The organism is Serratia sp. J2, assembly GCF_046269175.1.
Taxonomy (GTDB): Bacteria; Pseudomonadota; Gammaproteobacteria; order Enterobacterales; family Enterobacteriaceae; genus Chania; species Chania fonticola_C.
Genome location: NZ_JBKABN010000021.1, coordinates 98,609 through 107,649, shown reverse-complemented (window position 1 = coordinate 107,649; position 9,041 = coordinate 98,609). Strand labels below are relative to the sequence as shown.

Genomic DNA, 9,041 nt, shown 5'->3' with positions numbered 1-9,041 from the left:
GATCTGAAAATTCGGTGGCTCACCTTGGATGAGGGGGCGGTCGAATTTGTTGAGATTACCTATTTACTTCCAGCAGAGCGCCGCCTATCAGCTCCCTCTCCCTGTGGGAGCGCCAGCAGCTCATCCGCCGCCGCCACAATATGCGCCGCCGTCAGGCCATATTCCTGCTGCAAGAACTCCTGCGTACCCACTTGCCCATAGCGGCCTTTCACTCCCACCCGCCGCATCGGTACCGGGCACTCTTCCACCAGTACCTCCGCCACTGCCGAACCAAGTCCGTTATGAATGCTGTGGTTCTCGCAGGTGACGATCCTGCCGGTTTTCGCCGCAAAGGTTTTAATGATTTCACGATCGATAGGCTTGAGCGTAAACATGTCTATCACCGCCGCGCTGATGCCACGCTGTTGCAGCTCCTGCGCCGCCTGCAATGCTTCGGCGACCATAATGCCGTTGGCGATCAGCGTAATATCGCTGCCGTCACGCAGCAGATTAGCCTTACCGATAGTGAAACGATAGCCTGCGGGATAAATATGTGTCGCCTGCTTACGGATGGTTCGCACCCAGTAGAAGCCTTGCAACTTCACCAGTTGCTGCAAAATATCCTGGAACATGGTGGCATCGGTCACCTCCAGCACCACCGAATTCGCCAGGCCGCGCACGATCCCCATGTCTTCAAACGACATATGCGTACCCCCGTTATGGCAGGCGCTGACCCCGGCATCGGAAGCGATCACCTTGACGTTGTTGCGCTGATAGTCCAACGACATAAACAGCTGATCGAAACAGCGGCGGCTGGCAAAAGCGGTGAAGGTGTGGACAAATGGCACTCGTCCGGTCAGTGACAAACCGGCAGCCACGCCAATCACATTGGCCTCCATGATACCGCAGTTGATGACCCGCTCTCGGTGATCCTTATGTACGCCATCCATCGCCATCGAACTCATCAGATCGGCTTCCAGTGCGATCACCGGCGTATCGGCTTCGGCCTGTTGACGGATCACGCTGGCGTACACCTTGCGCATCTCTACGGCGTCTTTTTCGAATGGCATTTCCAGGTTAAACATAGGCGGCCTCCAGCTCGGCAATGGCCTTTTCGATTTCGCTGCGAACATCTGGCGTTAAACGCAGATGATGTGAGTTTTTCAGGTTCTCGAGATAAGCCACCCCCTGCCCCTTGAGGCTATCGAGGATCACCACCAATGGCCGTTGCTCTCCACTGCGCTCCGGCAATACGGCATCACGGATCGCCGCAATGTCATCCCCACGAACGGTTTGCACCTCAAAACCGAAGGCGCGGAATTTACCGGCCAGATCGAAAGGTTTGATCACCTCATCCAGCGTGCCGTCCAATTGCTGTTTGTTGTAATCAATAAACAGCGTCAGATTATGCAGGTTATGGTGGGCGATAAACTGGAACGCTTCCCAGCATTGGCCTTCGTTCAATTCACCGTCCCCCAGGATGCAGAATACCCGGTTGCTGCGCTTTGCCAGTTGGTGTGCAAGCGCCATACCGGCAGCGATAGAGACCCCTTGCCCGAGCGAACCGGTGGTGGCATCTACCCCACGGGTGAGCAAACGGTCTGGGTGGCTCGGCAAACGGGTGCCATTCTGGTTGAGCGTTTGCAATTGCTCCAACGGGAAATAGCCCTTAAGCGCCAGCACGCTATACAGCGCCGGGCCTGCATGGCCTTTCGACAGCACGAAATAATCGCGCTCAGGCCAATCCGGGTCACCCGGATCGATACGCATCACTTCGCCGTACAGCACCGCCAGCGTTTCAACCACCGACATACAGCCACCATAATGGCCAAATCCCAGTCCAGTGAGTGCCTTCAGCGTTTCCAGACGGATTGCCCCGGCCAATTGCGTCAAATCAGTCACGGTGTTGCTCATGAGCTTTCCTCCTTATTTTTGGCTGGGGCATCTTTGCGTTTCCCCAAGAAGTTATGTGCGACCAGCAAGCCAAAAATGGCGACGATCGCGACCATGATCATTTCTTTGGTCAGGAAGCGCGCCATATTGCCCAACACGATCCCCACCACACCGAAGTCCGTATCGGAGAAGGTGGTGTTGGCAAAACCCAGCGCGCCCAGTACCGGCAACAACAGCACCGGCAGGAAGGTAATCAACAGACCGTTGGCAAATGCCCCCAGCATGGCACCGCGCCGCCCGCCGGTCGCATTGCCGAACACCCCGGCAGTGGCCCCGGTGAAGAAGTGCGGCACCACGCCCGGCAGGATCAGCACCATCTTCATTTGGCCGAGCAAAAATAGACCGGCCAAGCCCCCCAGGAAACTGAACAGGAAACCAATCAACACCGCATTAGGGGCGTAGGGATAGACCACCGGGCAGTCCAGCGCCGGGCGGGCATTAGGGACCAGTTTTTCCGAGAAGCCGGTAAAGGCCGGGACGATCTCGGCCAGGATCAGGCGCACCCCTTGCAGAATGATGAATACCCCGGCGGCAAAAGTGATCGCCTGAATAATCGAGTACACCAGGTAGTTCTGCCCGCCACTCAATTGGCTTTCGACGTAATCCTGGCCCGCGCAGATAGCCAGGATCAGGTAGATCACGATCATGGTCATCGAGATGGAAATCGAGCTGTCACGCAGGAAGCTGAGGTTTTTAGGTAAGTTCATCTCCTCGGTGGAACGCGAGTTTTTCCCCACCTTGGAGCCGATCCAGCCGGAAAGGACATAGCCCAAGGTACCGAAATGGCCAAAGGCAATGTCGTCGTTACCGGTAATGCGGCGCATATAGCGCTGGGCGATCGCCGGGAAGAACGCCATCACCAAGCCCAGAGTCAACGCTCCGGTGAACACCAGCTGTACGCCCTCAAAACCGGCCACGGTGAGGATGATGCCGATCATACAGGCCATGTAGAAGGTGTGGTGTCCGGTCAGGAAGATGTATTTCAAGCGGGTAAAGCGGGCCACGATGATGTTGGCCACCATGCCAAACGCCATGATCAACGCGGTGGAGGCACCGTATTTCTCTAGTGAGATAGAGACAATCGCTTCGTTATTGGGAATAATTCCCTGAATATTGAACGCATGCTCAAACATGCCGCCCAATGGATTCAGCGAGCCGACTAATACCGTCGCCCCACCACCCAACACAATAAAGCCCAGAATGGTTTTAACCGTACCTTTGACTACGTCAGAAAAAGATTTCTTTTGTGCCAATAAGCCAATCAAGGCAATCACCCCGACCAATACCGCCGGGACCTTTAATATATCAACCACAAACCTGAGCGTTTCCTGGATAAACATATCCACCTCGCCAATGGGTTAGATTAAATAATGGAGTGAGCTGCGAAGTAAGCACGCAGCTTGGCTTCAAGCTCATTAATATCAATGATATTGCTGATCACCACCAACTGGTCGGCAGGCACGCTGGCGCTAGCGGCAATATCTTTCGCCATCACGAAGATATCTGCCGCACCCGGCGTTGCCGAGGAAAGGTCAGAGTGTTCAACCTCCGCCTCAATATTCATTTTCTTCAGCACTTTCTTGATGTTCATTTCCACCATAAAGCTGCTACCTAATCCTGAGCCACAAATAGCCATGATTTTCATTATTCTTACCTGCCAAATTTTATGTGTAGGATAGCGTCACCCGATATCTATCGGATGTTGAGTATTATCAAAGGTTGCTGGTATAACCGGTTAGAGCTTAATAATTGGCGATAACATCCTCAATTTGCCGTTTGGTTTGCGCCAGGAGCAGTTTCTCCATGGCTTCGCTATCAGAAAATAATTCGGCCAGTTGCGAGATCATTTCAATGTGGCTACTGCTATCCGGAGCGGAAAGCATCACCACGATGAAGACCGGATCGTTATCTTCTGACTGAAAATGCACGCCCTGATTTATCTTCAATAGTGAAAGACCGAGTGCTTTGGCGCCTTCCTCCGGCCTGGCATGGGGCATCGCGATACCAGGTGCCAACACGAAATAGGGCCCCAGCGCCTGATGTTGGCGAAATATGGCCGTCAGATAATCGGCGGTGATCACTCCGCGCTGCAGCAGCGGCTGGGCGCTAAGCGTGACCGCCTCCTGCCAGTCGCTAACCTGATCGCACAGTTGAATGTGGTCGGCGTTCAGCCAGTCGTTGAGCACATCTCCTCCTTATGGGTATTTCCCTTAAGCCGCCAGAGTTTCCGACCCCTAACGGGACGAAATCTGTTGGCTATGGATCGTTTGATGGCGCGTGGCCGTCATGCAATAGCCCGGCGACGGTAAAACTTTAATCAACGCGCTGGGGTTAAACTGTGATTAAACGCACAAAGATAGCGCTACCAAAAATCAATCATCCAGATCTGTGATAGCGCTATCAAAACTATCGGGGACGAAACCCGGCGGCTTAGTTTTTTTATCGATCACCTGAGGAACGGGGTAGAATGGGTACAGAAGCGGGAACCACGAAGCCCAGTAATGGCTTTCAACCCATGAGCTCATTTATGCGTTATGCGCGCATTTCAGTCAGGATCAGCAATGTCGATCGGTAGAAAACGACGCAGTACCGGCCGGGTTACCCTGGCCGACGTGGCCCAATTGGCAGGCGTGGGCACCATGACCGTCTCGCGGGCGCTACGCACGCCGGAGCAGGTTTCAGATAAGCTGAGAGAAAAAATTGAGTCGGCGGTCAGTGAACTGGGTTACCTCCCCAACCTGGCGGCCAGTTCGTTAGCCTCGGCGTCTTCTTATACCATCGCCATGGTGGTGCCGAGTTTTTCCGAGTCCGGCTGTGCGGATATGTTTGCCGGGTTACAGCGGGTATTGCAACCGGCGGGTTACCAGATCATGCTGGCCGAGTCCCAACATCATATCGAGCGTGAAGAAACGTTGCTGGAAACCCTGCTCTCTTACAACCTGGCGGCGGCCGTGCTGTTAAGCATTGAACATTCTGAAAATACCCGTCAGGCATTAACCGCCGCCAATATTCCGGTGGTGGAGATTGGGGCAATCCGCACCGACCCGATCGACATCAATATCGGCATTGATTACGTCGCAGCCATGTATCAACTCACTCAAACCTTAATTGCCAGCGGGTATCAAAATATTGGCCTGCTGTGCGCCAATCAGGAGCAGTGGATTTTCCAACAGCATCTGCAAGGCTGGCACAAAGCGCTACTGCAAAACCACATGTCCCCTCATCGGGTGATTAATGCCGCGCAACCCGCCAGCTTCAGCCTCGGCGCTCAGCAATTGCCGGAGTTTTTACTGGCCTGGCCGGAGTTGGATGCCTTGGTCTGTGCGTCTGATGAACTGGCCTGTGGCGCGCTGTATGAATGCCAGCGGCGGAGGATCAAGGTGCCGGAGCAGTTGGCTATCGTGGGGTTTGGCAACAGCGAGGTCAGCCAGGTCTGCCAGCCACCGCTGACGACCATGACCGTGCCGCATAAGGAGATTGGTATCCAGGCAGGTAAGGCATTGTTGGCACGCTTGAACGATCAGCCCTGGCAACCAGAAGGTTCGATCCCTTCAACCCTGTGCCGTCGTAGCAGCTGTTAACGATGACGATACCGGGAACCCGCCAATAAGGCGGTATTCCCGGTAACTTAACCACACTTACCAGCTATAAGAGACCCCAACACGGTAGCGCGTCTGGCGGTTATCATTTTTGCTATCTTGCTTCACGTTCCCGACTTCAACATAAGGCTTCCAGTTTTTATCCCATTTGTAAGCCAGTTTGACGTTATGTTCGTAATCGGTTTTACCGTCGTCAAAAATAACCTTGTTGCTGCTCTTATACACGTAGTTATATTCGGCCGACCAGTCTTTGTAGAAGTTATAACCTAACCAAAAATCACCACGGTTGGTTTTCTCATCCCCCTCTGAACCTTTTGAGGTGGTGCGCTTATATTCGTAGCGATATCTGCCCGCCACATAAATGTCTTTAGTAAAGTTATACTGCGCGCGCAGATAAGGGCGATAGCCGTTATTATTACTGTTGGACTCTAGCGAGAAGCCAGGCTGTAGAGTGATTGCATCAAATTTATGCTGATAGCTGACGACGGCTTCTGTCCCATTACTGACCTGCTCGTGGAAAGGTTTATCAGGCGTTGAGTCTGAAGGATCCTGACGCCATTTTGCTTCCAGAGAGAATCCCAGGCCGTTATCGAAACGATGCGAGACCAACATACGATTTTTATGATCGCCTTTGCCGGTATCCTGCCATTCATGGCGCAAATCGAGCGACATGGCCATTGCACTAAAGTTTGCTACAGAGGCTAACACCAGAGTCAATAATTTAAATTTCATTATTACTACCCTTATCATTAATTATAGAAAAGACATCCCCACTCTATTTAAGGGGGTTATAGTGTTATTTAAAATACGTATTACTCAATAATGGAAATAGCGAACATTTAACTTAAAACAAACTTTATCTTTTTTGATGAATAAAGATTACCCAACATAAATAGTCGTACGTGATACCGCGCCACCTTAAGCCTCTGACAGATGGGCGCTATGCAGGTTAGCCGACCGTTGAGCGCATGGATGCGCGATTCGAGCCCCCAAGGACGGGTTCACGGCGTGCCGGCGTTCTGCATAGCTCCCAGCTGTATCACTAAAACTAACAGCTATTTAAGTAAGCCTTATCTCATTGCGCGTTTCAGAATACGGTCGCCCTGGCGCTGGAAATCTGTCGCGACTTCCTGAACCGTTTTCTTACCATAATCGATATTCTGAATGGCATCCTGGAACAGCACGACGATCTGCGGGTCATCAAAATACGGCGACGCAGTGATGGCATGCGGCAGTGACAGCGCCAGTTTCAACCCGGAAACTGCTGGATCGTTATCCTGGATCGCACCACTTTCGCGCAACTGGTTGACGGCCACTTTGCTCAGCGGTACGCCACGCTCCAGCTTCAGTGCCTCGACGCCTTCCTTACTGTTTAACAGGAAGTTAATCAACATTGCCGCTTCTTTTGGATGCTTGCTGCTTTTACCAATCGAGAACATTTGCGACGGTTTGAAGAACAATCCGGCATCCTTGGCTCCTGGCAGCATCGGGTATGGCCCCAGTTCAAGCTTGGCCGGTGCCTTCAGGTTGTCGGAATATTTGTTGATGGTGGAGTTCCACATATAGGTTCCGCCCCACTCCCCCGCAATCCAGGGTTTCATCTCATACATATTGCTTTTGCCGAACGAAGCATAGTATTTCGATGACGGCATGACGTGGCTATCCACCATGTCTTTATACATCTGGAAAAAGTCGACCCATTGCGCTTCGCTGTAAGCAAACTTTTTCTTAGACTCGTCGATAATATCAACGTTATATTTTTGGATCATATACGAGCGCAACAAGGCAAAGGTATCCTGATGCTCTAACACCACCGGATAATATTTCTCGCCCAGTTTTTCGTTGAAAGTTTTACCGGCGGCGAGCAACTCATCCCAGTTATTGGGATATTGCACGCCCGCGTCTTTCCAGGTGACATCGTTATAATAGAAAACGCGCGCGGTCACTGAAATCGGAATGCCGTTCAGCTTGCCGTCAATCGTGGTAGTTTGCAGCTCTTTGGGATCAAACTGGGTCAGATCCAGATACTCACTCACCTTGTTCAGGTCATAGAACCCGGTGCCGGTTTTTGAAAAGATCGGCAGCCAGTTCCAGTTGGTTTGCATCACGTCCGGCTCGGTGCCCCCGGCAATCTGGGTGGTCAGACGTGAAAGGTGGCCGTCCCAGCCGGTATATTCCGATTTCACCTTGATATTCGGGTTCTGTTTCTCGAACGCTTCGATCGCTTTCAACGTAACCTGATGGCGGCCATTGCCTCCCCACCAGGACATACGTAAGTCAACCTGTTCAGCGGCAAAAGCCTGATGGGCAAATATCGCCATGGACGAGGCTACCAGAGTACGTAAGACTATTTTTTTCATTATTTACTACTCCTGTTAAAGAGAAATATTCTTTTCTGTTTGCGCATCAAAAATGTGGCATTTATCCATATCGAATTTGAAGTAAACCGGACGATGCAGCCCATTTTTCAGGATCGGTTTAACGTCATCGGAAGGAATACGGCAGGTCAGTTCAAAATCATTCACCTTCAGGTAAACAAAGAACTCATGGCCCATATTCTCGACGCGGACCAGTTCTCCTTCGGAGTGGTTGCCCTCAAACGGCGACTCTGAAATCGACACAAACTCAGGCCGCACGCCAAAGAACACGTCCTGCCCGACAAAGCTGGCGACCTTATCCTGCTGATACTGGCTGAGGGTCAAGGTGTAATTACCGACGGTAAGGCCGATTTTGCCGTCCTTCTCTACCAGCTTGCTCGGCTTGATGTTCATTTCTGGCGCGCCGATAAAGCCGGCGACAAACATGTTTTTCGGGAAGTGGTACAGGTTATCTGGCGTATCCACCTGCATGATATGGCCCAGCTTCATCACGCAGATACGGTCGCCCATGGTCATGGCTTCGGTCTGATCGTGGGTGACATAGACGGTGGTTGCCGGTTTGCCGCTCTTTTTCAGCTGCTTGTGCAAGTCGGAAATACGGATACGCATCGAAGCACGCAGCTTGGCATCCAGGTTAGACAACGGTTCATCGAACAGGAACACGTCTGGTTTTTTCACAATTGCGCGGCCCACGGCCACACGCTGCGCCTGCCCACCAGAGAGTTGGCGTGGCAAACGATCCAACAGTTCTTCCAGCTCCAGGATCTTGGCGGCTTCGTTAACCTGCTCTTCAATCTGCTCTTTAGGCAGCTTGCTCAGCTTCAAACCAAACGCCAGATTGTCTTTTACCGTCATATGCGGATACAGCGCATAGTTCTGAAACACCATGGCAATACCACGGGATTTAGGGGCCAGGTTATTCACCACGCGGTCGCCAATGCGCACTTCGCCGCCGCTGATGGTCTCCAGCCCTGCCAGCATCCGCAGCGTGGTCGATTTGGCACAGCCGGAAGGGCCGACAATCACCATAAACTCGCCATCGGCAATGGTCAGATTGATGCCATGCACCGCCTTATAACCGTTGCTATACACTTTCTGCAGATTGTTAAAAATGACTTCAGCCATGATAGAT

The 9,041-nt window shown here is 52.2% G+C and carries 9 protein-coding genes; 1 reads left to right on the top strand and 8 read right to left on the bottom strand.

The genetic code is table 11. The features are described from left to right. Positions 1–59: 59 nt before the first annotated feature. The 5 genes from ACKWMY_RS20295 to ACKWMY_RS20275 all read right to left on the bottom strand — a co-directional run bounded on the left by ACKWMY_RS20295 (position 60) and on the right by ACKWMY_RS20275 (position 4,118). A complete protein-coding gene (locus ACKWMY_RS20295; RefSeq protein WP_409486920.1) occupies positions 60–1,064 on the bottom strand; it encodes a transketolase family protein in 1,005 nt (334 codons plus the stop codon). Further along, the gene (locus ACKWMY_RS20290; protein WP_409486919.1) at positions 1,057–1,893 is read right to left on the bottom strand and encodes a transketolase; all 837 of its coding nucleotides are present in this window, start codon (positions 1,891–1,893) and stop codon (positions 1,057–1,059) included. The genes ACKWMY_RS20295 and ACKWMY_RS20290 overlap by 8 nt, the downstream gene beginning before the upstream one ends. Next, the gene (locus tag ACKWMY_RS20285) at positions 1,890–3,272 is read right to left on the bottom strand and encodes a PTS ascorbate transporter subunit IIC (protein ID WP_024530683.1); all 1,383 of its coding nucleotides are present in this window, start codon (positions 3,270–3,272) and stop codon (positions 1,890–1,892) included. Before ACKWMY_RS20285 ends, ACKWMY_RS20290 begins: the two co-directional genes overlap by 4 nt. A 23-nt stretch (positions 3,273–3,295) precedes the next feature. Further along, complete coding sequence (locus ACKWMY_RS20280) at positions 3,296–3,577, bottom strand: PTS sugar transporter subunit IIB (protein WP_024530682.1); 282 nt, start codon at positions 3,575–3,577, stop codon at positions 3,296–3,298. A 97-nt stretch (positions 3,578–3,674) separates the two neighbouring features. Beyond that, positions 3,675–4,118 carry a PTS sugar transporter subunit IIA gene (locus tag ACKWMY_RS20275; protein ID WP_409486918.1) on the bottom strand — a complete coding sequence of 148 codons (444 nt, stop codon included), beginning with the start codon at positions 4,116–4,118 and terminating at the stop codon, positions 3,675–3,677. A gap of 375 nt (positions 4,119–4,493) precedes the next feature. On the opposite strand from ACKWMY_RS20275, the gene ACKWMY_RS20270 reads away from it, so the two are divergent. Further along, on the top strand, positions 4,494–5,513 hold the full coding sequence (locus ACKWMY_RS20270; RefSeq protein WP_024530680.1) for a LacI family DNA-binding transcriptional regulator: 1,020 nt from the start codon (positions 4,494–4,496) through the stop codon (positions 5,511–5,513). Between the two features lie 57 nt (positions 5,514–5,570). Here ACKWMY_RS20270 and ACKWMY_RS20265 read toward each other — a convergent pair whose 3' ends face one another. The 3 genes from ACKWMY_RS20265 to ACKWMY_RS20255 all read right to left on the bottom strand — a co-directional run bounded on the left by ACKWMY_RS20265 (position 5,571) and on the right by ACKWMY_RS20255 (position 9,034). After that, positions 5,571–6,263: an oligogalacturonate-specific porin KdgM family protein gene (locus ACKWMY_RS20265; RefSeq protein ID WP_024530679.1), complete on the bottom strand. Its 693-nt coding sequence runs from the start codon at positions 6,261–6,263 to the stop codon at positions 5,571–5,573. 338 nt (positions 6,264–6,601) lie between these two features. Beyond that, the gene (locus tag ACKWMY_RS20260) at positions 6,602–7,891 is read right to left on the bottom strand and encodes an ABC transporter substrate-binding protein (RefSeq protein WP_024530678.1); all 1,290 of its coding nucleotides are present in this window, start codon (positions 7,889–7,891) and stop codon (positions 6,602–6,604) included. Between the two features lie 15 nt (positions 7,892–7,906). Beyond that, a complete protein-coding gene (locus tag ACKWMY_RS20255) occupies positions 7,907–9,034 on the bottom strand; it encodes an ABC transporter ATP-binding protein (protein ID WP_409486917.1) in 1,128 nt (375 codons plus the stop codon). Positions 9,035–9,041: the final 7 nt, after the last annotated feature.